Raw genomic sequence first — 23,663 nt, forward strand, 5'->3', positions numbered from 1 at the left:
TCCGCTGACATCGAGAGCCGCGGCTGTCGCATGACGCAGGCGTTCGCCAAGAACGGCATCGGCCGGATACGCCCGCGCCTCGTCCTGGCACGAGATCCCATAGTGCTGCGCGGTCGGCGAGTGTCCAAGTCCGCGCAATTGCGGGAAAACGAACCACATCCAGTGGGAGCGCTTGCGCCCAGAGCGCAGCTCGGCCATGGCGGTATCGAAGATCGGCTCCTGTGCGGCACGAAATCGGGCGAGGTCGAATGGATCGTCAACGGCCATGCTTACGCCGCCGCCAGTTCAATCCAGGCCGGGGCGTGATCGCTCGCCTTTTCCCAACCGCGGACGTACCGGTCGACTCCGGCCTCGTGCAGTCGGCCGACGATGGACGGTGACAATAGCAGGTGGTCAATACGCAGGCCGGCGTCTCGCCCCCAGGCGTTCCGGAAATAGTCCCAAAACGTGTAAATGCGTTCGTCGGGGTGAAGTTTACGGAGCGCGTCGGTCCAGCCCTGTTCGGACAGGGAGTGGAATGCCGCCCTGACCTCCGGGCGAAAGAGCGCGTCGTCGCGCCAGCGTTCCGGTTTGTAGACGTCCAAATCCGTCGGCATGACGTTGTAGTCACCAGCAAGTACGATGGGCGTCTTGAGTGCGAGCAACTCTGCAGAGTAGCTTCGTAGGCGTTCGAACCAGCGCAGCTTGTAGTCAAATTTCGGGCCAGGCGCCGGATTGCCGTTCGGCAGATAGAGGCAGCCGACAAGCACACCCTCGATGGCGGCTTCGATGTAGCGACTGTGCGCGTCATCGAGATCGCCCGGCAGCCCCCGGCGGGTTTCGATGGGTTCGCGACCGCGGGCCAGGATCGCCACCCCGTTCCAGCTTTTCTGCCCCTGCCAAATCGCGCCATACCCGGCTTTCTCGATCGCGTCGTGCGGAAACCGCTCATCGGGCGATTTCAATTCCTGAAGGCAAACGACATCCGGCTCCGCCTGATGCAGCCAGCGAAGCAGGACCGGCAAGCGCCCGTTGACGCCGTTCACATTGAAGGTAGCGATCTTCATGGCGCGAGCTCCGCGCTTCCTAGCATTCTATCGGACCGCTTTGCGGATGCGGGCAGTCAGGATTTGTTCAGTTTCGAAATAACCTTCCCAGGCATCGGGCTGCTGCGCCCGCACAGCGGCGCCAAAAACGTCGAAGGCGTTGGCCGCTTTGAAGGTAGGTAACTCGTCCCAGGTGACGGGAACGGCGCAGGGCGCTCCCGCGCGTGCTCTCGTTGACCAGGGGCAGATCGCCGTCGCGCCTTGGCCGTTGCGCAGATAGTCGATGAACATCCGGCCCTTGCGCTTCGCCTTGCTCATGTTGGCTACGAAGCGGGATGGATCTGTTCGGGCCAGCAGCTCAGCGAAATCCTGGCAGAAGCCCTTGACGGCTTCCCAGTTTCCCTTCGCAACGAGTGGAACGACGACGTGAACGCCCTTGCCGCCGGACAGCAAGGGCCACGATTGTAACCCAAGCGCTTCGAGAACGCCTCTTATGTCAAGCGCCGCCTGTTTCACATCACCAAAGTCCAGGCCCTCGTCAGGGTCGATATCGAAGATCATCCGGTGGGGCAGGCTTGGTCGTTGGCGCAAACTGCCCCAGACATGAAACTCGAGCACATTCATCTGCACGCCACCAACCAGCCCCGCCAGATCGTCGACCCAAAGGAAGCGACTTTCCTTGCCGGAGATTTTCTCCAATTGACCATCATGGATGGCTTTGGGCATGCCCGGCAGCTTGTGCTTCTGAAAGAAGGTTTGCTCCAGGTCACCATCGGTGTCGCGCACCAGTGAAAGGGGCCGATCTTGGATATGTGGCAGTATCTTTTCGGCCACCGCAGCGTAATACGCGACGAGCATGGCTTTGGTCACCTTGGTGCCAGGGTACATGACCTTTTCGGGGTGGGTCAGGTTGACGCCAACGGCCACGGCAATCTCTTTACCCATATTGGGATCGAGATACGCGGTGCCGACGGTCGCCGCCGTGGCAGGCACTTCCATCACCACCTGGTCGGCCCGCTTGTCTTCACGCATGGCTTGGAAGCTTGGATGCCGAAGGCTGCCGTCGGGCGTCACTTCGGAGAACATAACTTCGGCAATTAGGTCCGGCTTCACCCAACTCGCTCGACGCGCGATGTCGCGCGGCACCGACGCAAAAGCTGGTCTGTCCACCGGCCGCTTCTCTAACTGCGCAAGGACGGATTTGCGCATCGCCTCTGAGAATCCGGTGCCGACGCGGCCGCGGTAGACCAGCTTTCCATTCTCATAGGTGCCGAGGATCAGCGAGGCCAGCCCGCGCCCTCTGTCGCTAGGGCGATACCCGCCGACCACGAACTCCTGTCTCTTGGTGCATTTGATCTTCAGCCAGCTTGCCGTGCGATCGCCAACATAAGGGCTGTCCGCGCGCTTGGCTATGACACCCTCGTGCCCCCCGGCGCACATGGCCTCGAAGATCTGGTCTCCATGGTCGGGGATGTGACTGGAAAACTGCAGCCTGTCATCGGGATCCCGTTCGGCCAGGAGCACCTCTAGCCGGTGCTTGCGATCAACGAGGGGTTCGTTCGTGAGGTCCTCGCCGTTGAATTCGAGCAGGTCGAAGGCGTAGAATTTGAGCGGCAGCCCGGCGGCGATGCCGGTCTTAAGGAGGGAGAAGTTGGTACGGCCCTCGCTGTCGATGGCAACGATCTCGCCGTCGATCAGCGCCGATCCCTTGGTGAGTGTTCGTAGCGGGGGAAGAATAACCCGGAACTGGCGGGTCCAGTCATGGCCGTTACGCGTGTAGACCACGGCATCCGGGCCCGAGATAGCGACTTGCGCGCGGTAGCCGTCAAACTTCATTTCGAAGAGCCAGTTGCCGCCGACCGGAATCTCGTCTGTCAGCGTACAAAGCTGGAAGGGACGAAATGTGGGTAGCGGACGTTTCGGGATAGATTCTGAGTCCCTGCGCGGTGCACGCTTTGTTCTGGGAAAGGCCTCTAGGGCTGACATGAGGAGCTCGAATACATGGTCGGATTCAATACGCTGCGAAAGGATCGGTTCCAGCTCGCGTGGAAGAATTGAAACCAGAAGAACTCGGACCGCGTTAGAGTTGCTCAACGCAATTCATGAGGATGATATGGCTACTAACCAGACGACGCGTGGGCGGAACCAGGACCGCGCCAAAGTCGCGGGCGGGCAGGATCATGAAGTGAAGTACGAGTCGGGTAAGACTGGCGCTAGCAAAGCCGAGGTCAGATCGACCGTGCGGTCTGTCGGCAACAGCCGCAAGGCGGTCGAGGACAAGTTAGGCAAAAAATAGCTTGCCCGCGCGGCCCGATCACCCATCGATTGTCTCGCTTCACAAAAGGACGACAAGGGTTGTCGCAGCGATGGCTCGCAATATTGCATTGGTGCTGGCTGGCTTCCATTGGACGTTAGCGGTGGCGCCCACGGCAGGGGCGCTGCAGACGCCCGTGATCGCGAGTGGTAGCGCCCGTCAGCAGGACGACTGATTCGGCTCAACTCCGCTATGGCGATTGCCTTTGACCTTATTGTCGCGAAGCTGGGGCGAACCTGTTAAGCCTGACAGATGCATACCCCACACGCTAAGCAGGAAGGCGGCCCTTTCTTTGTCGCCATCGGCGCATCGGGATCAGATGGCCTCAGCGACATCAAAGACCTCCTTAGCGGACTACCCAAGGGGCTAAAGGCCATCGTCCTCGTGGTCTTGCACCGGCCCAGCGACAAGGTGAGTCACCTGAGCGATATTTTGGGTAAGCGGTCAAAAATGCCTGTGGTGATCGCCGATGAAGATGACGTATTTCGTGTCGGGTGTTGCTACATCGGCCAACCTGACGCGCATCTCTCGTTAGCGGCCAGAAGCAATGTGGCCCTCGTTGAGGGTTCTGGACACATTCATCGCGGGCAGACAGTCGACATCCTCTTCAATTCTGTCGCCGTCCACGCAAAGACGCGCGCCATCGGTATCGTGCTGTCTGGCTCGCTGAGTGACGGATCGCGGGGACTAGCCGCTATATCCCACGCCGGGGGTGCTACAATGGTGCTTACCGAAGCCGGCAAGATCAAAGCTGGGATGCCTATGAACGCCGCGCTGTATGATGGGCCGCTCGACTTCGCCGGTTCAGCTGATCAGATCGCCGATGAGGTTATTCGAAGAGTGCAGCGTGTTCAGCCCCAGCCTTCACTCGTTTAGATCGGAGACGAGGAAGAAGTTCTCCAGTGACGCAATTCGGATTGCCATCTCAATCAGTTCGGTAGCGGTCTCTGATAGGTCAGGACTCTGTTGACTAAAACGCTCAAGAAGCGTTGACAGCGATGACCAGCGAGTGGCCGTCACCTAGGTGGATCATTCTGCGCGCAAAAGCTCACGTGCCGTTCCAGATGCATGTCCGCCCACGCCCCAGAGAGCGCGTTCGATCCTGCCGCCGCGATCCGTAGGAATCCGGAGTTGTGTGGTCGCGCGTGAATGCCCTGCTAATCATTCCTACGGGAACGGCGGGTTGAACCATTTGATGGAGAGGGCGGCTTCCTTTGGGTCGCGAGTTCGTTCGCAACTTCGGCCCTGTCAAGTTTCGTTAACAGAACCATGAAAGCATGAGGAAGTGTCGGCTCGACACGCAAGCCAGGAGAGCTCGGAGCTGTGCTTGAAACTCTTTGGAGCGAATGAGCCGCAACCATGCTATGCGCTGTGTCGTATAAGCAGACATGGAGACGTCCTGGCTTTCCTAACATCCAACCTATTTTGCCCAGAACGGTTCCAGAGGCTGTCGGAATCTTCGACGGCCCAAGAAGGAATGATGCGGTTTCACGAGAGCTACGCTTAGACGCGAGTGTCTGGAAGCGCGGGCGTGTAGGCAAATGTGCCGGCGCGATCTCAACGCTCGCACAAAAACCAGATCGCCCCGCTCATCTGGGACGATGAAGATAGAGGACCGCAGTCCCCGTCGGGCAACCTTTCTCTCGTAATCTCAGCAAGAGCTTTCGTTGCCTCGTGCCCGATGGCAAGACCTTCGCAAGTCGATCCCATCGTCATCAGAGATGATCGTGCCGTTCGCCCCTAGATCGAAATAGTAGATCGCCATGCCCTCGAATAAGGTTTCGTGGCGGTTGTTCCACGGCCTGGTACCTTCTTAGGGATCGATGGGCATCCATGTCAGTGAAGCGATCCTCCTGAGAAACGCGAACCTAGGAGGACCGCACGCCAGGCTTCCTTACCTTGCCGTCGAGTTTGAGGCAGGGTGCCCAGCCGGCAGCCCTGGGCCCCGCTCCTTTGCAAGGCGCTCACGCAGTGCCCGGGCCGCCACATCGTTCAAGCTCAAGATGACGCCCAATGTATTCGCCGACTATGCGAGGCGTGTCGGCATTGTACCGGGGCGGCGGAATCGATGATCGAGGCAAGGTGCAGACCGCACATGGCAAAGCCAATCGGTTGGTTACACTGAGAAATGGCGCTTCACATCCGCTCGCCCATTGGGGCATCTTCACCGCGACTATCTCGGTCCCCGCCGGGGGTGTAAACGCCATCCTGGCTTCGGAAGTCAGAGCCCGCCACCCTGCCCTTGCACCAATTTCGTAGTTCTGGCGTCCGGCGCGAGAATGAAAAATCATTTTCATCGCCACCGTGAAGGGGTTCGTGGAGTTCGAATCCAGCGCCCCTGAACAACCGCTCCATGCAGTGGTCACGGCTGTTTTCGCCGCGGCGCGATCCGACCTCCTGCGCGGGCGCCTGCGCAGGGCCAGACTCTATTCTATCATCGCGCTATCGGGTGCTGGCGCAGCGCTGCGCTGCCTGTAACAGGCGCAGACCAGTCGGTCCCGGCGCGCGCGCCGGCATATTCTTGGTTCCTAATGGAACAAAGAGCGCCACGTCAGATTTGAAAAGGTGGGCTGGCTTTGGAGCCTCGGATGGCTGGCCACCGCCAGGGCCGGCCGGCCTGGGCCCGCGTGGCGCGGGCCACGTGACGGACAGGATTACACCAATGAAACGTCTGCCTCTTATTCTGCTCACCTTAGGCGCCATTATGATCCCCACTTCCCTGCTGGGTGCTGAACAATGGGAGGCCTTTGGGATCAAGCGTCTCGGATTCGTGTTTGACGTTCCCCCGGGGTTTGTGCTTGCCCAGCGCTCCGATCAAGGAGCAGCCTTTGAGGGCAAAAACAAAGCATTTCTTGCCGTCTGGGGGGCGCAGATCGGCAAGGCCAGCTTTCGCACCGAGATCCAACATCGCATTGCGGTGAACGAGGGGGAGGGCTGGAACGTGACCTACAAGCGAGTGACGCCACAATGGGCCAGCTATTCAGGACTGAAGGACGGTCAGATCCTCTATGTCCGGGCCATCAAGATCTGTGGGGACAGAGCAGCCTTGTTTATCGTCAACTATGCTCGCAACGAGAAGGTCCCATATGATCCGCTTATCGTTCGCATGGTCAAATCACTGAAGGTCCAGGGCTGCTAAGGCCGCCGGGATGGCGCCAGCCGAATTGGCTGCTGGAGATAGGCCGCCCTTTTCGGTGTCGGACCGTGCAGATCACGGCGAACCTCTTGGGCGTATCAACCCGCGCAGCACCGACCCCTACTCTAGGCCGGTACTGACGCTCAACCGGAGGGCAAGCGTTGTGCGGCATGCTAGCGATGACGATCATCTTAGGCTTGGGGATGGCAGTTCTGTGACGCGCCCGGCTGTGTTAGGCAGAGGCGCGCGCTGACACGACCCCGAGAAGCTCTTGAAGCTCCCCCTTCGGCAGTGGCTTGGACAGCAGAAAACCTTGCAGCTGGTCACACCCGAGCTTGCGCAGGTAATCGCATTGGCTTTCAGTCTCGACCCCTTCGGCAGTGGTGCTAAGTCCAGTCGCACGGGCCAGGGTGATAATCGCCTGGACGATGGCCTCGTCACCATTGGAGCGCCCGAAGCCATGCACGAAGCTGCGGTCGATCTTGATCCTGTCCACTTCCAGCGTCTGCAGTCTTCCCAAAGAGGAGAATCCGGTGCCGAAATCGTCGAGTGCAAAGCGCACCCCGATGCCGCGCAAAGCCTCGATGTTGTTTCGGCATTCGCTCTGGCGCTTCGACAGAGTGCTTTCGGTAACTTCGATTTCGAGCCGCCGCGGATCCATGTGCGTCTCCAGCAAGATACTGGTCACTCGCATGGCGAAACTGGAATTGTTCAGCTGCAAGGCCGACACGTTAACCGCAAGGGTCTCGATGGGCCAATCCACCACGTCAAGGCACGCCTGCCTGAGAACCAGTTCGCCAAGCTTTTCAATCAGCCCTGCTTCCTCAGCCAACGGGATGAACAAATCCGGTGCAACCCAGCCCCGCTCCGGATCAGACCAGCGGGCCAGCGCTTCGACGCCTGTCATCCTGTTTGTGTCGGCGGCATATAGCGGCTGATAGTGGACCTGGATCTGGCCGATCGCATCCGACGCGTTGCGCAGGTCCTGTTCTAGGCCTTTGCGCATGGCCAGCGTCAGATCCATCTCGTTCCCAAAGAAGGCGTAGCTGCTGCGGCCCCCGGATTTGGCATGATAGAGCGCCACGTCGGCTTTCCGCACCAATTCGACCGTGTCCAACCCGTCCTTCGGTGCAATCGCGGCGCCGACACTCACACCGACAAAGACTTGCACGCCGGCGACGTCGAACGGACGGCGGGCAGACTCGATCAAATGCTCGCAGAGCGCCTTGACGTCATTTTCGCCGCCAACCGAACGTCGGATGATGACGAATTCATCGCCACCGAGACGCGCCACCGTGTCCGCTTCAGTCGTCAGCCGTCTTAGGCGGTCCGCGAACTCCCTGAGCAGCTCGTCACCCGCCGGATGGCCAAAGCTGTCATTAACTTGCTTGAAGCGGTCAAGGTCGAGGTAAAGAATAGCGAGCTGCTCGCCCGTTGTCGGCAAGCGCGCCAATGCATCTGCCAGACGTTCGTTGAACTGACCGCGATTGGGCAGCGCCGTAAGCAGATCGTTATGAGCGAGGTGATAGATCCGATCCTCCGTCTCGATCAGCTTCAAAGTCCGCCTCCGAAAGCCGATCAGGGCCAGGATGACGCCCCCCAGCACCAGACCGAACAAGGCGACCAGAATCGGTATCAGCTGAAAGAGGACAAATGCGCCGGGCCGGTATGGCTGCCAGACGAAGAAGCCGATAGGTCCCGATCGGTTGACAACAGGATAGGAGGCCTCTCCGGAACCAAGCTTATTGCCCCAGGAGAACCGAGCGCCATCGAGCAGGTAGTCTTGGCGCAACGCGGTAAGGAAACTGCCGTCGAGATAGCGAACCGCCACATGCAGGAATTCCTGACCCGGGACCTGCGTGATATGGCCACTGTCGGACACCACGGGCTTGATGCTGACGACCGCCGGATGGCCGGCAACAACGGCCATGTCTGACGCGCCTATGGTGAGCACCTGTTGCGTGACACCTTCGGTGTCCCCTCGTTTCAACCTTGCTCTCAAAGTCTGCACGAGCGGCGCGGCGGTCGCGTGAATCGCGCGGTAGCTGCCGGGGTCAGCGGTCGACCCATCGGTGAACGCGTAGACAGGGGCATCATCGGCATCGAGAATATAGGCCTGGTCATGGCCGAAATAGGTATGCATCCAGCTGCCGAGATTGCTGTCGAGCCATTTCGCATCGCCGCTGCGCAGCGCGTTGACCGCGTCGTCCCAAACCGTGACGCTCTCCTGATCGTGCGCAACTGCGCTCGCCAGCTTCGACATGATCAGTGCAACCAGGCTCTTCTGCCGCTCCGCGGCAACGCGGTCAGTCTGGATCGTTGACCATAGCAATAAACCTGTCGTGGCGCATGCAATGAGCAGTGTCAGCGCAATGACCGGCAAAGCCGTCCTCACCAGGAAGAGACGACGGGTCGGTTCGGCAAAATGTCGCAGCAGTTTCATGAGATCGCTATTAGACGGTGAAGACTTCTGGACCGTTAAAAAGGTCTCCGCTTCAGGGACCGGTGCGTGCCCTTGGGCAGCCTCGTCTTCGGCATCGCTGCATCGCGCGGAGCCCGCGCCCAGGCCGGCGACGGATAGGGGTAAAAGTCAGCGAGTTCCGGAGGCTGCGGCGGCGCCCAATCGGTGGCATCTGCCACGTCAACGGATTTTCACACCAACCGGTTCGCTTCGCCTTCCCACGATTTGACTCCCGACTCCAAGAGTTCGCGTGCGTATGAGTAAGACCGAAGACCGGCTGTCATTCATCGAGTTCCAATCGCCAAGGTTGGTCGACAAAGCTCCTGACGGCGGCAGCTGGAAAGCCCAAGGCCACATGGGTTAGGCCGGACATTCTGGCCGAGGTGCAGTTCAGCGGCGTCACCTACCGCGGCATCTTGCGCGAAGCAGTATTCAAGGGCCTTCGTGAAGATCTCGTCACGATCCCAGCAAAGCCGCCCATCGAAGCGGCGGAACAGGGCGGACGGACACGCAGCGCCCCGTGAAAACGTTCTTCAGTTGCTGCCGGACGCGGTCTCGCCTTCGAGAGGTGAGCTCAGGAGCTACTGGGAACAGGTCGCCCAGCAAGCGCTGGTCCATCTCCGCCACAGACCACTGAAGCTGGTCCGGCACGCGCATCGGGCCGGTTTCTATCACAAGGGCCCTTGGCCGATATTCCGAGCGCCGTGCATCAGTTGCGCGTCCAGAAGCGCGACGGGAGTGAGAGTGTCCGCGTGTGGGTGCACGATCTCGCTGGTTTGCTCGGGCTGGTCGAGATGGATGCGGTCGAGCTCCATCCTTGGAACGCCACCATTGATGACATCGAGCGGGCCGACCGGGTCGTGCTGGACCTCGATCCTGGCGAGGGCGTCGAGTGGGAGCAGGTGATCGAAGCGGCGCTGGCGCTTCGCGACATGCTGGAGGCTTCGGGTCTGAAGAGATGGCCCAAGGCACCGGCGGCAAGGGCATCCACTTGATGGCCCCTCTTGGGACAAAAATGGGCCACGACAGCGCCCGGCAACTCGCCAAGTCGCTTGCCCGGAGCCTCGCTGACGCTCATCCCGACCGCTACGTCTTGTCTGCTGCGCCGTCGGCGGGAACGGGACGAATCTTCATCGATTACCTTCGCAACGGGAGAGGCAACACAGCCGTGGACGCGTTCTCTCCACGAGCCCGCCCTGGATTTCCGATAGCCACCCCCGTGACATGGGGGCCAGGTTGAGCGGGGGTGCGGCCAGACCCCTTCACCATGGATCACCCATTCACACCAGCCATCAGGAAAAGCAGCCTGATTTCCAGGTGAGGCCAATGCGGTAGTGAGTGCTGTCCGATCTCTGCCGCCATTGCCACCTCGACAAGCCCGCTCACGCATCGGGGGGCTACAGCACTGGCCGCAGCCGTTTTCTAAAACCAGACGTTATGCCTATCAAAGGGAGAGCACGGCGTCGCAACGCGCGCCAGGGACCGGTGGCCCCGCCCCGGCTGAAACCGAGCCGCCCCGTTAAGAAACGCAGTCGACTCCACGAGCAGCGTGCCATGTCGCTAAAGGTGCTCGCACTGCTGCGCTCTCAAGCTCGGAACTACCGCGCTTCCCTCGCAGAGCGAACGTCGTAGCCCGATACCGGCGGGTGCGGAGCACCAAACTCGTGGCAGACACGCGGCCTGGGACAGTGGCAGAACTCTTCGAGGGCTACGCCGCATCCTCGAGGGCATCTGGAAAAGCAGCTCGACGGGGCGATCGAACGCTGCCCAAGACGCTCGACGTGTTCGCTGATGTGTCAGCGGCGACGTGGGATATCGGGGCTCGTCGCTTCCAAACCAAGACGCTTTCTCACGGTGCGATCGACCGTACAACAGCCTCATGGGCCGCGCCTCATCGACTTCCACCCGACCTGGAGGGGCTCGCGTCCCGTGGCATCATAGCCTCAGGCGGATGAAAACACGACCCGGAGTTGCCAAGCCACCGTTGAAAAGTTCGGCTGGCACTTGGTTCCAACCCGGGCGATGCTGAGCTCAAACTGTGGGTCGTCCGCCCGATGGTCACCGCTCCGGTGAACCTCGGATTCGCCGGACCTCTCCTCCAAGGTCTTGGAAACGATAATCGTCGAACCAGCAGAGCGAGCCACCGCCAACCGCCTTGAGGGGTTCAGCGCTGTCGCCCTCTTGCTGCTCAAACCGAGTGCGGCGGCGGGCGGTCCGGGTGATAGATCGAGCTTGCCAGCTCGTCTAGGCGGCTGAGGCCCTTGCTTGGCTGACCTGAAACAACCATGTCCTGATCTCTCGCGGCTTTCAAAAAAGCTTCGAACGCGATGTATTGCCGGCAAGTTCCTGCCTGGGCGTCATCAAGCAATCGCAATGCCTGTCGATAGGAATGCATTTCCTTGTTCTTCCACGCCTCATTCATTGCCGCTCTGGCTTCGGCCACCGACGAGATGGCCTTCGTGTGGGAGTTCACAAATTTAATCTGCACAGGTAAGAAAGCAGCCAAGATCAACCCTCATTTCAATGGTCAAGTTTTTGCCAACTCCACAGATTGGGATTGGTTGCAGTCGCTTGGAACTATGTTGGAGGACGGCTCGGCGCGAAAAATGGTCTCGAAGGCGTGACAAGACTCGCCTTAGCGGCGACTTCGGTCGATAAAGCGAGGAGAGAAGAAAACCTACCAAGCGCGGGAGTTGACCAAACGAGCGTTTGTCGTCAGTGACAGCCGGTCTAGCGCTTCAATAATCCCGCCGCCGCTCACCTACTCCTTGGCCCAATGTCCAGCTCCGCTGGCCGGCTGGTGGGCTCGTTGCATTATGAGCATCTTCTGAAATGAGTCGCTTTCGCTTGTGCAGCATAGTGACCCGAAATGCGCCTGATCATCCCGAGAGCGGGAACATCCACGGCTAACCCGTATTAGTCCAGCCATGACCCAGGCCGTTCCCTCCGAAGCGATTCCCCGACAGCATTCGCTAGCCGCCGCACGATTGAAGGCGGCTCTCTCCAAGACGGTCCGACGATGGAACGCCTATGCCATCAACAGCCGTGCGACCAGGATCAGGCTAACTTCATAAACGTAGCATCCATTCTCGTCGCGAACCCGCACCACGAACTCATTGCGATCTAACGCGAGGGGGTGTTCCACCGCGATTGAAGGCAGAACGCGCTTCGCTTCCGCGCGCATTTCGAGCTGGCTCATGTCGATACCCAGATCGTCGCGGACGATCTGACTGTCTTCAATAGTGTCGAAAAAGTAGCGTGGCATAACGTTCGGGAACCAGCCCGTCAGTGTTTTGTTCCTCGATCTCGGCCCGGCTTGCGTAAGTGGAACCTAATGTTCCCGTGTCGCTTGTGTGGGGATGAGCACGCGTGGCGTCAATTTCCTCGACAAGTGGCTAAGCAGCAACGTGTCTGGCCTGGCCAGTTCAGACGTGATTTCGGTGGCGGAGGCTATCCAGAAGCTTTTCACCGACGCTAAAGCGACTGGCATCACCAGCACCGAGATCGAGGAAGAGACCGGCAGTGTCTATGAAACCGTGCTCGATGCTATCGTCCATCACGACGCTGGCCTTCTGGAATGAGCGCTTACAGGTCCTGGGTGTGTCGACCTCCGAGCGCGGCAGCAGCAGAAGATGAGGTAACGACGGCGCAGCAAAGGAACACATCCGAATGGTAGGTTCCCAAAGATGGCTTGCTAGTTAGGGGCGGATAACACGCGGCGGCCCGACAGCGACGGCGAGGTGCGCGCCGCGGAACATTCGCCTCATAGGGTCCGGTAGTCCGACACTCTCCGCCGGCGGTGCTTCATTCTGATCAGTCAACTGGGTCGGCCCGCGGAGCCTTTTCTGGCGGGGAACATTACCGGACCGAGAACGTTAACCATTTGGTGGTCGATTCCTTCGGATGTAGCCACTCCTCACATGAAGGTCCGTCGCGATTGGCCACGCGGCGGGCTTTTAATGCTTTTGCCTTGGCGATCAGGTCCTGAATAACTGATACCAAAGCGTTAGTCCGCAGTTCCACCTGCGACGCCTCCAGGGTGAACCAAGCAGCAGAGGTCGCCGGTTCTGGCCCCGCCCAACCGCTATCAATTCAACAAGGGGCAAGGTCTCTTCGGGGCGAGCGGCTGATGCAGCCATGTCTCGCGCAGGGTTGTTCGCTCAAAAGTGCGATCACCCTTCGCTGGCCACGCTGCATTTGCGGCAGGCGCGTTCCTGGAGACGGTCAAGGTGTTGCTAATCTACAGCACCCCGACTGCATCTCAAGCGGCGTCGCGCAGAAGCGCTTCCATCAGCGACCCGTTCGCGCAAAATGATAGCGAAAAATGCGAGACGGCCAAGATGCACAAGCGGCAAGATACAAGAACCATGGAGATGTGCTGTCTTCTAGCCGTGCCGGTATCACTGCTCCTCACTGTGGTCTTCGCTGGAATGGTGCTTGGCTGAGATCTCGCCTTCCAAGTGACCTAGGTCGGCTTCCGCTATGCGGCTTCCTCACAGAGCCTTTGAACCTCACCAGCTTGACGCCAGGGGCATCGACGGTGACGGCCCACCCAGCCTCACAGTCACGCGGTTTTCGTGGAGGCGGGTGACGACCTCAGGGAATGGTGTCTCGAGCGCATCCGTGACGAATTGCTGGAGTCTTTGGCCTACGCTGCCGCCAGCACCTCAACGCCGTCGGGACAAAGTTTACGGTTCGGAAAAGCCCCCTCGCCCATGCCGAGCGGCTTGGACAGGCGCACAAGGTTGGAATGACCTACTATTTGCCCCCGACTGGAGAGCTATTTCAATCGCAGGAGCATCGAAGCTGCGGTGGCGGAGGCTTGCGGTACCCAGGCTGCCCTTGCCGTCAAGGCCGCAGCCAAGAAAGCCCAGGCCGTGGTGATCGCGGGGCGGCTCGTCAAAGGTCTGGCTGGCTCCCTGCTGCAATCCGTATATCCGTAGTTCGCCGCTGAGGCGACCTTTTTCTGGCGCGGGGAGCGAGGTGTTCCCCCTCTCTCCCCAACACTGCGAAATCACGGTTTCCCGATGCTTCGCTGACGCTGCAGCACGGCGCTGTCGCGCCCTTCGGGTGATTGATCCCCGCCGAGATTTCAACTTGCCCCACTCCCGCGGGCCGGCACGCAGCGGAGGCTGAACGCCCACGCCAGGAACATTTCGAGCGGCTTGTGTTTCGCCTTCGGATTAACCTGGGCGGGGACAGCGATGCAATTCTGCAGTCGCCTCAGAAATCGGTGATGGCGTAGACCTTACCAGGGTATGGCGCTCCGGACTTATCGTCGACGGCGGTGACATACATAGTCTTCCCGTCGGCGGAAAATGCCAGGTTGGGCGCCGCCGCGGAAGGCACGTCGATCGCCTTCACAAGTTTCTTGGTGGCTGGATCAACGACGAGAATCCGCCCGGCGCTGTACTCGCCAATGTACAAATTTCCATCCGGTCCGAGCTTAACCCCATCGGGATAGGCTGATGGTGGCTCGCCGAGTTCATACAGCCGCAAGAACAGCTTGCGTTCGGTTAGTGTGGCGTCGTCAGCGACATTGAATTGGATCAGCCGGTTCGCTTCGGATTCGTTGACATAGAGCAACTTCCCGTCCTTCGACAGCGTCAGGCCGTTGGCGTAGTGAATATCCTTGGCGACGACCTTCACTTTGCCATCCGCACTCACATGCACGATCTTGCCGACGATCGGCTCCGGTTCCCATGGGCCTGACAAACTGAGGTACGCGCCGCCTTTGCCGTCGAGGGCGATATCGTTGGGGCCGAGTAGCTTGTTACCCTCATCGTCATGGTCAACAACGACTTTGGTCTTTCCGGCCTTATCAGTCAGAACGATGGTGCCGTCATCATATCCGGCGATGATAAAGCCCTCGCCAAACCGCTGCACGGCATTGCTACCCGAACCATCCTTGCTCCAGATGGTGGTTCGTGTCTTGCCATCCCACATGTCGACTTCACTTGCGCCGTACTGGGCGTAATAAAGAATCCCTTTTTCTACAAACGGCCCTTCGGGAAACTTGGCATTGCCGTCGATAACGGTGATGTTGGCGGCTTGCACAGAAGTGCTGAGCATCGCAAACGCCAAAGCTAATACCAGCTTCATGTTGGGCTCCTTCCCATGGTCTCAGGCCGGCATCGTGGCAGATCGCGTTCGTTCGATAGCGCGTCAAAAACGTCAAACACTTTATAAATTGCGCTCATCCATGCGCGCGCGCTGCGGCTCCGCGCGGATGCCCGCAAGTACTGCTCCCCTTCAGCAACGAATTATGCAGATCCTAGCTCCCATCGAACAATCTGCTAAATGCAGGCTGACGTGCTGTGGGCAAGTTACGGACCTCGTCGGGTCATCATCGCCTGCCAATGTGTTGGCGAGCCGGAGTGATGCCCGTTTCGTCGGCATCAAGCGCATGGCTCATGGATTGCAAACGACAGTTGCCTGTCCGAGCAAGGCGGAAAGCGGAAACCAGACACGCGGCTTCGTGGTCATTGAAACGGAAGAAGCACCCCTGGATTGGACAGGAGAGTTCCAGCCTTTTCCGTATGTGGCTTGAGTTGATGAGCCTCCTCCAGGGATGGGCCAAAGCTGGACGCCATAGCCGGCCAACAAGCCGATGGCCCGTCCGATGGGAGGGAGGTGGCCATGCGCGGCGAACTCATCGAGCAGATTGAGCACCGGCGTTGTCGAAGGTAAAATGCGGCCAGTCGGCCTGTTCCCAATTCCATGCCATGGGCTATAGAGCGCCTTTCTATAACTCATAATGGCGAAAAAAGTACTATAGCAACTCATCTATACCTCAGCCAGTACCCAATAGGTGGCCGTGAAAGATGGCCACACAAGAGGCGAACTATGAGGCTTGAGTTGGAGAAAGGCGCTTCGCCCGAAGAGAAGGACGCGGCGCATCGCGGCCGCCGATCGCGTGTTGGCCTGAGCTTCCGGCGACGGCGAACGATACCTTTAGCAGGGTAGCGCCTTGGCCCCAATGGATTAGCTGAAACTAATTCTAACTGCCTGCGTTCTTGCCTTTCCGACAGTTTGGCAGGTGGCGTTTGGTAGGGTTCAGAAAGTTTCAGTGCCGGGGATGTCTCGGCGCTGGCAAGGTATTCGATTGCAGTAAATGGTTGTCCACTAGACTAACGGGACTTGTTGCCCACACGGAGTCCTCCGAGCGGGCTGCAAGGGGTCAACGATCAGATGCCCAGAATGTCGCGGCAGCGGCTTGAAAGGCCTCGATCTCAAACGTCAATCAGATCAGTAGGACTGCGGCCGATCTCATCGATGATGTCGGGCCTGTGAAGAGATAAGGTGTCATCTAAAAAGACGGACAAACTGCTCCGCAGGCAAGTCGAACGCTGCTTTTTGCTCTACAATCCGCTCAATCGGCCAGTCCCACCAACGGATTTCTCTCATGGCTGCGATCGTGTCCTCCGAGAACCGATATCTGATTATCCGCGCCGGGTTGCCGCCCACAATCGCGTAGGGTGGCACATCCTTCGTGACGACGCTGCCCGCAGCGACTACAGCTCCGTCGCCAATGGTGACGCCCGACATGACGATTGCCCGAGTCGCGATCCAAACGTCGTTACCGACAATTATCGGGCCTTTTGTACGAAGATATCCCATCGTTGACTTGGTTTGTAGCAGTTGGTCTTGAAGGCCGAAGTTGGATGCTGTCTCGGTCGGGTGATTAGCTTGGCAAATAAAGAGGACCCCTGTCGCGAGGGCGCAGAACGACCCGATAGTCACAGGTGAATCGTTGGAGACGAAGAGGAAACAGCCGCTGTGAACTCCATGCGGATAGCGGCCGACCCGCACGCAAGATGGAAGTATATCTTTAGGCTGAAGTAATTTTCTTCTTCTTAGCCATTGTGTTACTTTAGACATTTTGTCACCCTCAAGAAAACCCTTCTGATGCTGTCAATATGCCGAAATTCCAGCATATTCATCGTCAAAACTGGGAGGGGCCGAAGATATTACATTATTCCACTTTTCACGTGGATTGTATGAAAATTGCGAAAGGGATATGTGGCGAGTAATGCCGCGTTGGGGGGAAGAGTCAATGAGGTGCCTTGTAATCAATCTGGACCGGTCACCCGCCCGGTTTTCTCAAGTAACGGCTGAATTTGGGCGTATCGGCATTACATTCGAGCGAGTTCCTGCCGTCGACGGGCTAGTGCAGCAATTCATCGAGGACATCTCTCCGGACCTGTCCCTTGTGGAGATCGGCTGTGTTCTAAGCCACAGAGCCTGCTGGCAACTCGTCGCGGATGGAGATGACCCTTATGTTGGGGTCTTCGAGGATGACATCGTATTCTCGGAGACAGCCGGTCGGCTGCTTGCGCACGAAAACTGGATCCCAGCCGATGCAGACATTATCAAGCTGGAAACTTTCTTTAGCAAGACGGTCGTGTCGTTAAGGCGAGCAGCTCCCATCATGCCAGGTCACGAGTTGCATCGGTTGCATTGGCTTCATTGCGGCTCTGCCGGTTACATTGTTTCCCGACAGGCTGCGATTGACTTGCTTGAAGCGACGAAGAGCAACAACCGCGCGGTGGACATCGTGTTGTTTGATACCACTTCGCCGCCGTCCTCAAACAGAACAATCTATCAACTTTCGCCCGCTTTGTGTGCTCAAGCTCGTCATTTCCCAGACAAGGCAGCAGAATTCCCGAGCGAGATGGAGGCAAATAGATCGGCCAAACATAGCGAGCGGGCTAAACGGAAACGGAAAGGCCCTTGGACCAAGATTGCCGTGGAGGTCAGGCGAGTGTGGCGCCAGGTGTTCGATCTCTTCCGATTGAGGAGGGGTGCGAATATAGCATTTGTCTATCGCGGAAAGCGCTTCCGCCGCCCTGCGAGGCAGGCCTCGTTGCAGGCACCACAATGGCCATGAGTCTCATGACCGGCAAACATGGAGAGGACAAACGCGTAACGGCGATAATCCATCTGTTCACCGGGTTAAAAGACCCGGAATTACGAGGCAAGAGACTTCAAAAGAGGATAAGCGGAGGGCCTGAGTTCACCGCGCCGGCTCAGGCGACCGGCAGGTCCGCCGCGCGCTGAAGGCCGTTCCTTCCAAAGCTCTCCTTCACTGTCAGCATGACCTGCAGGAGAAGGTTCCCGCTACGCGCATTGCTTGAACTCGACAACCTCGACCCCGAGCCGGAACGCCTGCCCATCCGCATATGAGCGCGCGTACTCTTCAACTTCGAAGGGAAATGTGATCGCGTTACCATAGGCGGTTACACGCACTGTCCATTTCTTCTCCCGGATGATTTCAACGGCATGCTGCTCGTGCGGAGCCATGCTCTCCTCCCAGAACCTACGTCGAGGCAGCATTTATAGCGTCGCAAAACTCGTTTGAATGCAAATAATCCGACACGTGACGTGCCGAAATTTCGGAGCCGCGCCGGATCGACTATGCTGTTGTAACCTTGAGCTGTTCGAGATGCTCAAGAGCAAGCTTGTGCAGCGTCTCGGCCGTCTCTTCCGGGGTCCATCCCTGGGCAATGGAAGTAGCAACAAGGGCTGCGAAGGCCGTCTCCAGAGCGACCTCGCAATTGACAGATCGGTCGGGGCTGGTCTCGGCCAAAATGGGTGGGGCAACTTCTGGGGTTTTTGCCATGCAGAGCAATCCGCGCGGCTTGAAAAGGTTCCAGCCGCGACGGCATTGGCGTGGCGGGTCAACGCTGGCTCCCTCGTTTCAGGTGTGACGCCGTTCTTAACGGCGCGGTAACCTTGACACACAAGCGAGCAAACTGTGAATGAACGAAGCGGATCGGCGGCGGTTTTGCTCCGGCTGCAACAGGGGACCATGTCTTGCTCGCGACCGCCTTCGCCTTGCTGATTTCATTCTCAGTCAGCGTTGCCCTGCTTTCGTGGGCGGCGCCTACAACGGCACAATCCATATCCACCGACCTCGGACGGTCGATTGGCGGCTGGCAACTGCGTCCAACACGCTCCCACGCAAAAACCGACCACCAGATGTGATGCTCCACGCGTCGAGAGGCGCCCGAGCGGGATCGCTGCCGCTGTGTAATACTGTATCTGCAACTATAAAGCGATTGGGGCGTTGATGCTCGCACAACGAGCGGAGGAGCGCGTCATGTGGTTCTTTACGGCCGTATTTCTGGGGTTCGTCCTGGCTCTCTCGCTCGGTTGGGTGATCGGCGGTATCCCTCGGTAAGCTCCCGGCGCCATCGCAACAGACAAACTCGGAAAATATCGGACGGAGTCGCAGGAAGGCACCCCCTTGAGCGCCTTCAGCAGATGAAATGATCAACCAGGGGCGGGGCTTCGCGCCACGAAGCAGGTTGGCACACAATTGCTGCCCAAGTCGCGCGCAAATGACCCGCACCTCTCGGGGAGGCGCGGGCCGACCAGAGATTGGGTCTTTGGTCAGCGACAGGCCTGTGCACCCTGCCGCCAAATGGCTCAATCTTCGGCGATCGACAAAGTTCCGCTATGAGAAAAAGGCCAGCCGCCGGAGAGCTCACTTGCCGTCAAACCAGAGGAATAGACGAATCGAGCGCTGCCACGGCCCGTCGCTCCACCTTGGAATCCACCAAGACAGAACCGTTAGAAAGCTCTGATGTTCCGCACGTGTTGGGGCACCACACTTCGTCGCGACTGACTGTGCAAGCCGCCGATGAGAACGATGCCGCAGGTGGACAAGCCGATGTTAACCGCTTGGGAGCGAAGCTTGGCGCCTACCCGTCGATGTCGCTTGGCCATGCGCGCGAGGTCTTCAAACGTGACTTTGCGGATGTGATCCAGGACACCTGGGCGGCGAGACCGCTCAGGCGCTGAGAAGCATGGCGATGGCCCGAGGCTGCGGCAAATCCAAGAAGGTCCCGATGCGTTAGGGCTGAAAAGCGATGCTATCGTGCCGGCGTCAGATTCAGCAGAGCCGACCTTGACCCGGGGCTAAGTTCACATCCGTAAAATATCCGCGGCGTCGCATGGTGCTGTCTAGGCATGACTCGCGCCGGGTGAACAACCGGTTCGGGGAAGGCTGCAGAGTGCCGAAGCCGCCCGTCAGGCTCTTGCCGATCGCGCCCCATTTGATGTCATAGGGAAGCCCGGGGTGGTCATCGGCGCGAACAGCGAGCCGGTTATACTGACTGGACCCCACCCCATAGATGCAGCGCGCTCTCGCCCTAACCACTGATTTCGTTTATCTATTTCTACTACAGAGTAGCATGTCTGTAGCATAGACCAGTGACAAAACTAGTGACCGATTTAGGGGCTGACAGTGGAAAGCTCACTTTGGAGGTGATCGATTTTGAGACCTTTGCGGACAGTCAGCTTCTCGGCGATTGAATGGCGCCATTGAGCGCGGGGCATGGTAGCCTCGACCTCTCCCTTTCCAAGGGAGTGCTCTACCACTGAGCTACCGCAGCAAACGGGCATCTGAATAGCGGCAGAGTCTTGAATTGCAAGGCGTTCCGCCGTGCCGCGACAGTTTGTTTCGGTGGCGGCCTCTGAAACCAGATTGGCACCATACGCCCACTGAACAGCCCCCAGCCTACACCGTTCCGGCCTGAGCTACGCCATTGTTGTAGCCGACATTTGCCTGTTTGGACGCGGATCGCAAATGGCCCCGTACAAGCGATTTCGGTACCCCCACCCTTCATCGTTACCCGCGAACGCCTTCTCGCGCGTCCTTGCCCCCTGCCCGCCTGAGCTGACGCGGTTAAGAGGTTTGACCCGGTTCCCCAAGGACCAGCCCTCCGCTCACGCATTGCCGGGCGGCGCCGTCACTATCCGCCAGGTGGATGGCTCCCTGCGTCCCGCGTCGCTCATTTTGCACCTCACTGCCCCGAGGCCGGAGTAGCCGCAAATCCAACTGCATAAAGTTCAATCGTCTCGTATGCGACCATCCATCACCCAGATGTGATCCCAATCAGGCGAAACGTGCACAGGGGCCGGGCACGGGTACTACGACCTCATTTCCGGCATCCACGAAATGCTTGCGCCCATGAGAGGTTGCTTCGCAATCGCAATGAGAGGTTGCTGCTGCACCCCCAATAAGGCCCGGTGGGGCTGCGGCGCCGCCGAAGCTGACCTCCAGAGCCCGATCTTCCAGAACCAGCTGTAGTTTAGAGAGCGTACCTGTCAGCCTGGCGTTGCCCCGATTCATACCATACGGCGGTTCGCAGGCTGTGAGCAACCGTGAGCCGCTGGCTCTAGCCAGCGGTTTTTTTGTGCCTGCAACATCACGTGGCGGCGGAGGTTCACCGTACAGTGGTCGGGCCCTAAGGGTTAGCCACTCCTTTCGGAAGGCCTTCGCAGTAGGCCACGGGCGGCTTTCTGTTGATGTTTCACCACGCCACAGGGAAGCGGTGGGCGCCCAAGGTCGCGAGACTTTCCCCCGGTGGATGGCGAGTTGTCATTTGAGGATGAAATAGAGCGGAATGAGAATAGAAAAAGCAGCGACGCCTGTAAGAAATAAGTCCGTGATCATGCCGTCGCGGTGCGCGATAAACCCGACGCGTCGGTATCTACGCAAACCCGCCCCCAATAATTTGCCCGAACTGGAGCATCGCGTAATCCGAAGACGGGCGCAAGCCGGCGGAATACGGTTGGGAAGAGAAACGCTGGCTCGGCATCTACGAAGGAGAGTTGTCGGAGGACGCCGGCGCAACGCCGGTTTTTGGCCCTCAGTTGTCAGCCCTGCGCCTGGGGCTTGAGATAGACTGCTAGGCAACAACTACAGATCCCCAATCCAAGGATCGGGTAGTTCAATGCCAAGACAGCAGCGAGCCCAAACAAGCAGAGCGTAATTATGGCTCGCAGCCGCATGATCCGCCGCACTTCTGGTGACACCTCGTCGTCTGGCAACGGATCAATGAGTTGGCGGATCAACAGCAAATATGTCAAGTTTACCAGGAAAAACACGGCCGCATAGAATGCGACAGGCTGCGGTGCCAACTCGCTTACGGCCATCCATGCCGTGGCCAGGGGCAGTAGCGAGACTGAAAACAGGTGCGCGAAATTGTACCACATCAACGACGCTGTGCTCTCTTTGGCGTGGCGCAAAAGATGGTGGTGGTTCGCCCAAACGATGGCTATGAAGAGATAGCTTACGCCGTAGCTAAGCCAGGTTTCCCATGACGTCAGAAGGGCCTTGAACGTCGGCACTTCCGGCGGGCGCAGTTCCAAAACTAGAACTGTGATCAGTACGGCGAACACCCCATCGGAAAATGCGTTCAGCCTTTCCAGTCCTGGTGACGGTAGCACGGTGTTTCCCCGTTCATTTCTGCGCTAATGCTAGCGCATTCCTTGCGCTGCTCAACCGGCCCGCCAGCTTTACCGGCCTCGCCACGCGCCGATGCCGCAAATGGGGCGGCGGGGCTCTATGAACTTGCCTGCTGCCGAAAAGGTGGCGGGCTTTTTTGTCGTGTGGTAAAGGGCCGGCTGAAGTGGAGCGGGCATGCGCATCTTTATCTTCGCGGCAGTGATCTTGGTGTTTATGGCGGCCGGCTTTTGGCTCACCGCCGAGCTCGTGATTCTATCAGCTTAATGGGCCTGATCCGCTGTCCACTTGTTTGCAAGGGCGGACCCTAGCACTATGTCCAAGCGAAGCGGCCTAGCGGCTGGAGATTGATGAGGAGGTGGACAGCCTCTACCGCACCATCCTCGATGCTATCGTGCACTTCGATGCCGGTCTGTCAGAGTAGTCGCTACGCGACTTTTGCCTGCATCATGCTTCTGAATTTATGAGCCTGCTGGTGGAGATACAAAGGGTCGAAGGCGGCGAATTTTATAAGAGCCCTCAGGTTCTCCACGGTCACCGTGTGGCCGTTTGTGATGATGAGCTCTCGGCTCCTTAATCCCTGAAGCGTCCGGTTCATGTGGACCAGCGACATCCCCATCGTGTCGGCAAGTTCCTGCTGTGTGAGCGGCAAGTCGAAGCTGTTGTCTCGCGCAAGGCCAACGGCTTCGGTGCGTATCAACATCTCGCAGATCAAATGGCCGACCCGTTGCTGTGCCGGTCGTGATCCTACCGTGACAAGCCATTCGCGCAGTACTGCTTCGTCGACTAGAGTGCCCCACCAAAGCGCTCGGGCCAACGTCCTGTTTTGGTCCATAAGATTGCGGATCGTCGCGAGCGGAATCAACGCGACCTTGCACGACGACAATGCGCCGATGGAATGGTCCATCTCCTCCAGCAATGCGACATTCACGTCGCAGAGATCTCCGGGTATGAGAAAGGCCATGATGTTGCGGCCGCCGTCCGGCAGAAGCTTGTAGCGGCCTGCCCAGCCGTCGACCAGCAGGTGAACATAGTCAGGCTTGTCTCCTTGCCCGATGATATCGCTGCCCGCGCCGAACTCCGCGGTCCTCGCAACGCTCTTAACAAGCAGGTTCTTGTCTTCGTCGGAGAGTTTTTCGAAATGCTCCAGCTTCCGGATCAGGGCCGTACAGCAGCCGTCAGTGGTCATCGAAACCTCCCGTTTCGGAAAGCGGGGAGTTAAGCAGGGGCAACAGGTGTACGCCAGTGAAGATTGGCTATCCGTCCCTGCAAGGCGTACACTGTCTGGTCGCCCGTGTCGGCAATCGGGCGCTTGGAAGTCGTCATCATGCTTTCGCCCAATCGGGAGACAGGAGCATCAGCACTTTCAGAGCACACCTGACTAATATCGTTGGCTACTATGAACACGCCCTATCCATTGAAGACAGGGTCGTAGAGCGCGAGCGGGCGAAGGGCCGACCCGTTGGGCAAGA

The 23,663-nt window shown here is 58.8% G+C and carries 20 protein-coding genes; 8 read left to right on the forward strand and 12 right to left on the reverse strand.

Going from position 1 to position 23,663, the window contains the following annotated elements:
• The 3 genes from FJ948_RS26090 to ligD form a co-directional block, all read right to left on the reverse strand.
• A partial coding sequence (locus FJ948_RS26090; protein WP_140709552.1) for a DUF1810 family protein occupies window positions 1-267 on the reverse strand: 267 nt, incomplete at its 3' end.
• Between the two features lie 2 nt (window positions 268-269).
• Window positions 270-1,046 (reverse strand): exodeoxyribonuclease III, encoded by a 777-nt coding sequence (gene xth / locus FJ948_RS26095; protein ID WP_140709554.1) that lies wholly within the window; start codon window positions 1,044-1,046, stop codon window positions 270-272.
• 27 nt (window positions 1,047-1,073) lie between these two features.
• Window positions 1,074-3,011, reverse strand: coding sequence for a DNA ligase D (gene ligD / locus FJ948_RS26100; RefSeq protein WP_140709709.1), 1,938 nt, complete (start codon window positions 3,009-3,011; stop codon window positions 1,074-1,076).
• Window positions 3,012-3,138: 127 nt separating this feature from the next.
• Between ligD and FJ948_RS26105 the strand changes: the two genes are divergently transcribed.
• From FJ948_RS26105 to FJ948_RS26115, 3 genes are all read left to right on the forward strand, one after another.
• Complete coding sequence (locus tag FJ948_RS26105) at window positions 3,139-3,321, forward strand: DUF3606 domain-containing protein (RefSeq protein WP_140709556.1); 183 nt, start codon at window positions 3,139-3,141, stop codon at window positions 3,319-3,321.
• A gap of 270 nt (window positions 3,322-3,591) precedes the next feature.
• Window positions 3,592-4,215, forward strand: a complete 624-nt coding sequence (locus FJ948_RS26110) for a chemotaxis protein CheB (protein ID WP_140709558.1) — start codon at window positions 3,592-3,594, stop codon at window positions 4,213-4,215.
• A 1,786-nt stretch (window positions 4,216-6,001) separates the two neighbouring features.
• The gene (locus FJ948_RS26115; protein ID WP_140709560.1) at window positions 6,002-6,478 is read left to right on the forward strand and encodes a hypothetical protein; all 477 of its coding nucleotides are present in this window, start codon (window positions 6,002-6,004) and stop codon (window positions 6,476-6,478) included.
• A 229-nt stretch (window positions 6,479-6,707) separates the two neighbouring features.
• Here FJ948_RS26115 and FJ948_RS26120 read toward each other — a convergent pair whose 3' ends face one another.
• Window positions 6,708-8,918, reverse strand: a complete 2,211-nt coding sequence (locus FJ948_RS26120; RefSeq protein WP_140709561.1) for an EAL domain-containing protein — start codon at window positions 8,916-8,918, stop codon at window positions 6,708-6,710.
• A 401-nt stretch (window positions 8,919-9,319) separates the two neighbouring features.
• On the opposite strand from FJ948_RS26120, the gene FJ948_RS30775 reads away from it, so the two are divergent.
• Both FJ948_RS30775 and FJ948_RS30780 read left to right on the forward strand, forming a co-directional pair.
• Entirely contained in the window at window positions 9,320-9,460 is a 141-nt protein-coding gene (locus tag FJ948_RS30775; RefSeq protein WP_246677626.1) for a hypothetical protein, read from the forward strand.
• Window positions 9,461-9,619: 159 nt separating this feature from the next.
• Window positions 9,620-9,931 (forward strand): hypothetical protein, encoded by a 312-nt coding sequence (locus FJ948_RS30780; protein WP_224541758.1) that lies wholly within the window; start codon window positions 9,620-9,622, stop codon window positions 9,929-9,931.
• 1,193 nt (window positions 9,932-11,124) lie between these two features.
• Here FJ948_RS30780 and FJ948_RS26130 read toward each other — a convergent pair.
• Window positions 11,125-11,442 carry a DUF982 domain-containing protein gene (locus tag FJ948_RS26130; RefSeq protein WP_181173835.1) on the reverse strand — a complete coding sequence of 106 codons (318 nt, stop codon included), beginning with the start codon at window positions 11,440-11,442 and terminating at the stop codon, window positions 11,125-11,127.
• 522 nt (window positions 11,443-11,964) lie between these two features.
• Window positions 11,965-12,201: a hypothetical protein gene (locus FJ948_RS26135; protein WP_140709565.1), complete on the reverse strand. Its 237-nt coding sequence runs from the start codon at window positions 12,199-12,201 to the stop codon at window positions 11,965-11,967.
• Between the two features lie 94 nt (window positions 12,202-12,295).
• On the opposite strand from FJ948_RS26135, the gene FJ948_RS26140 reads away from it, so the two are divergent.
• Window positions 12,296-12,517, forward strand: a complete 222-nt coding sequence (locus FJ948_RS26140) for a DUF768 domain-containing protein (protein WP_140709567.1) — start codon at window positions 12,296-12,298, stop codon at window positions 12,515-12,517.
• Window positions 12,518-14,159: 1,642 nt separating this feature from the next.
• On the opposite strand, the gene FJ948_RS26145 is transcribed toward FJ948_RS26140, so the two are convergent.
• Entirely contained in the window at window positions 14,160-15,038 is an 879-nt protein-coding gene (locus FJ948_RS26145; RefSeq protein ID WP_140709569.1) for an SMP-30/gluconolactonase/LRE family protein, read from the reverse strand.
• A 34-nt stretch (window positions 15,039-15,072) separates the two neighbouring features.
• Between FJ948_RS26145 and FJ948_RS30785 the strand changes: the two genes are divergently transcribed.
• The gene (locus FJ948_RS30785; protein WP_246677627.1) at window positions 15,073-15,486 is read left to right on the forward strand and encodes a hypothetical protein; all 414 of its coding nucleotides are present in this window, start codon (window positions 15,073-15,075) and stop codon (window positions 15,484-15,486) included.
• A 755-nt stretch (window positions 15,487-16,241) separates the two neighbouring features.
• Here FJ948_RS30785 and FJ948_RS30955 read toward each other — a convergent pair.
• On the reverse strand, window positions 16,242-16,817 hold the full coding sequence (locus FJ948_RS30955) for a CatB-related O-acetyltransferase (protein ID WP_140709573.1): 576 nt from the start codon (window positions 16,815-16,817) through the stop codon (window positions 16,242-16,244).
• A gap of 175 nt (window positions 16,818-16,992) precedes the next feature.
• Here FJ948_RS30955 and FJ948_RS26160 point away from each other — a divergent pair, with 175 nt between their 5' ends.
• Window positions 16,993-17,826, forward strand: coding sequence for a glycosyltransferase family 25 protein (locus FJ948_RS26160; protein WP_140709575.1), 834 nt, complete (start codon window positions 16,993-16,995; stop codon window positions 17,824-17,826).
• Window positions 17,827-18,056: 230 nt separating this feature from the next.
• On the opposite strand, the gene FJ948_RS26165 is transcribed toward FJ948_RS26160, so the two are convergent.
• The 4 genes from FJ948_RS26165 to FJ948_RS26195 all read right to left on the reverse strand — a co-directional run bounded on the left by FJ948_RS26165 (window position 18,057) and on the right by FJ948_RS26195 (window position 23,380).
• Window positions 18,057-18,239: a hypothetical protein gene (locus FJ948_RS26165; RefSeq protein ID WP_140709577.1), complete on the reverse strand. Its 183-nt coding sequence runs from the start codon at window positions 18,237-18,239 to the stop codon at window positions 18,057-18,059.
• Window positions 18,240-18,351: 112 nt separating this feature from the next.
• A complete protein-coding gene (locus tag FJ948_RS26170; protein ID WP_140709578.1) occupies window positions 18,352-18,558 on the reverse strand; it encodes a hypothetical protein in 207 nt (68 codons plus the stop codon).
• 3,044 nt (window positions 18,559-21,602) lie between these two features.
• Window positions 21,603-22,175 (reverse strand): TMEM175 family protein, encoded by a 573-nt coding sequence (locus tag FJ948_RS26190; RefSeq protein WP_140709584.1) that lies wholly within the window; start codon window positions 22,173-22,175, stop codon window positions 21,603-21,605.
• 443 nt (window positions 22,176-22,618) lie between these two features.
• Window positions 22,619-23,380, reverse strand: coding sequence for a Crp/Fnr family transcriptional regulator (locus FJ948_RS26195; protein ID WP_140709586.1), 762 nt, complete (start codon window positions 23,378-23,380; stop codon window positions 22,619-22,621).
• Window positions 23,381-23,663 lie beyond the last annotated feature (283 nt).

The organism is Mesorhizobium sp. B2-3-12 (assembly GCF_006442205.1).
Classification (GTDB): domain Bacteria; phylum Pseudomonadota; class Alphaproteobacteria; order Rhizobiales; family Rhizobiaceae; genus Mesorhizobium.

Coding starts and splice junctions, on each gene's coding strand:
- xth (WP_140709554.1), bottom strand. CDS start 1,046: ATGAAGATCGCTACCTTCAATGTGAACGGCGTCAACGGGCGCTTGCCG.
- ligD (WP_140709709.1), bottom strand. CDS start 3,011: ATGTCAGCCCTAGAGGCCTTTCCCAGAACAAAGCGTGCACCGCGCAGG.
- FJ948_RS26105 (WP_140709556.1), top strand. CDS start 3,139: ATGGCTACTAACCAGACGACGCGTGGGCGGAACCAGGACCGCGCCAAA.
- FJ948_RS26110 (WP_140709558.1), top strand. CDS start 3,592: ATGCATACCCCACACGCTAAGCAGGAAGGCGGCCCTTTCTTTGTCGCC.
- FJ948_RS26115 (WP_140709560.1), top strand. CDS start 6,002: ATGAAACGTCTGCCTCTTATTCTGCTCACCTTAGGCGCCATTATGATC.
- FJ948_RS26120 (WP_140709561.1), bottom strand. CDS start 8,918: ATGAAACTGCTGCGACATTTTGCCGAACCGACCCGTCGTCTCTTCCTG.
- FJ948_RS26135 (WP_140709565.1), bottom strand. CDS start 12,201: ATGCCACGCTACTTTTTCGACACTATTGAAGACAGTCAGATCGTCCGC.
- FJ948_RS26140 (WP_140709567.1), top strand. CDS start 12,296: ATGAGCACGCGTGGCGTCAATTTCCTCGACAAGTGGCTAAGCAGCAAC.
- FJ948_RS26145 (WP_140709569.1), bottom strand. CDS start 15,038: ATGAAGCTGGTATTAGCTTTGGCGTTTGCGATGCTCAGCACTTCTGTG.
- FJ948_RS30955 (WP_140709573.1), bottom strand. CDS start 16,817: ATGTCTAAAGTAACACAATGGCTAAGAAGAAGAAAATTACTTCAGCCT.
- FJ948_RS26160 (WP_140709575.1), top strand. CDS start 16,993: ATGAGGTGCCTTGTAATCAATCTGGACCGGTCACCCGCCCGGTTTTCT.
- FJ948_RS26165 (WP_140709577.1), bottom strand. CDS start 18,239: ATGGCTCCGCACGAGCAGCATGCCGTTGAAATCATCCGGGAGAAGAAA.
- FJ948_RS26170 (WP_140709578.1), bottom strand. CDS start 18,558: ATGGCAAAAACCCCAGAAGTTGCCCCACCCATTTTGGCCGAGACCAGC.
- FJ948_RS26195 (WP_140709586.1), bottom strand. CDS start 23,380: ATGACCACTGACGGCTGCTGTACGGCCCTGATCCGGAAGCTGGAGCAT.